Source organism: Hymenobacter terricola (assembly GCF_017921975.2).
Classification (GTDB): Bacteria; Bacteroidota; Bacteroidia; order Cytophagales; family Hymenobacteraceae; genus Hymenobacter; species Hymenobacter terricola.
In genome coordinates, this window is record NZ_JAGEMO020000246.1 from 1 (window position 1) to 423 (window position 423).

At 58.9% G+C, this 423-nt stretch carries 2 protein-coding genes; both read right to left on the bottom strand.

What is annotated here, in order from left to right:
• Nucleotides 1–250 (bottom strand): hypothetical protein (locus J4G38_RS28420; RefSeq protein ID WP_226164207.1); only part of this gene is annotated, 250 nt, incomplete at its 3' end.
• On the bottom strand, nt 231–423 hold a 193-nt coding region (locus J4G38_RS28425; RefSeq protein ID WP_226164209.1), incomplete at its 5' end, for a hypothetical protein. The genes J4G38_RS28425 and J4G38_RS28420, both read right to left, overlap by 20 nt.

The window sequence follows — 423 nt, forward strand, 5'->3', positions numbered from 1 at the left end:
ACAACGTGGTGCCGAACGGGACAGGCAGCTCAATCAGGCGGCCAGTAACATACAACTCACCGAGGCGGCGCAGCGGCATGCGTCCGCTTGGCTCCTGCTCGCCACTCAGACCGTCAATATAATCACTGATCGCATGGTCGACTGCCTCCAGGAGCGAGCCAGGCTTGTAGTAGCCATACCGCTGGTGCAGCATATAACGCAGGTCGCGAGCGTCGCGCAGCTCCTGCTGCTCAGAAGTCAGGGCGCTCATAGAACTCACTGTCGTACGCGATGACGCGCCTGGTGTTATCATAGTACACCTTGCTCCTGATAGGCGTCTTGCCTGCCTTGTAGCGGATCATGAACGAGTTGTCGCTCGCGTTGTAGCACAGGATCTTAGCAGTTGGTCCCAGGCTCTTGATGGCGCGGTGCAGCAGGCAGCGA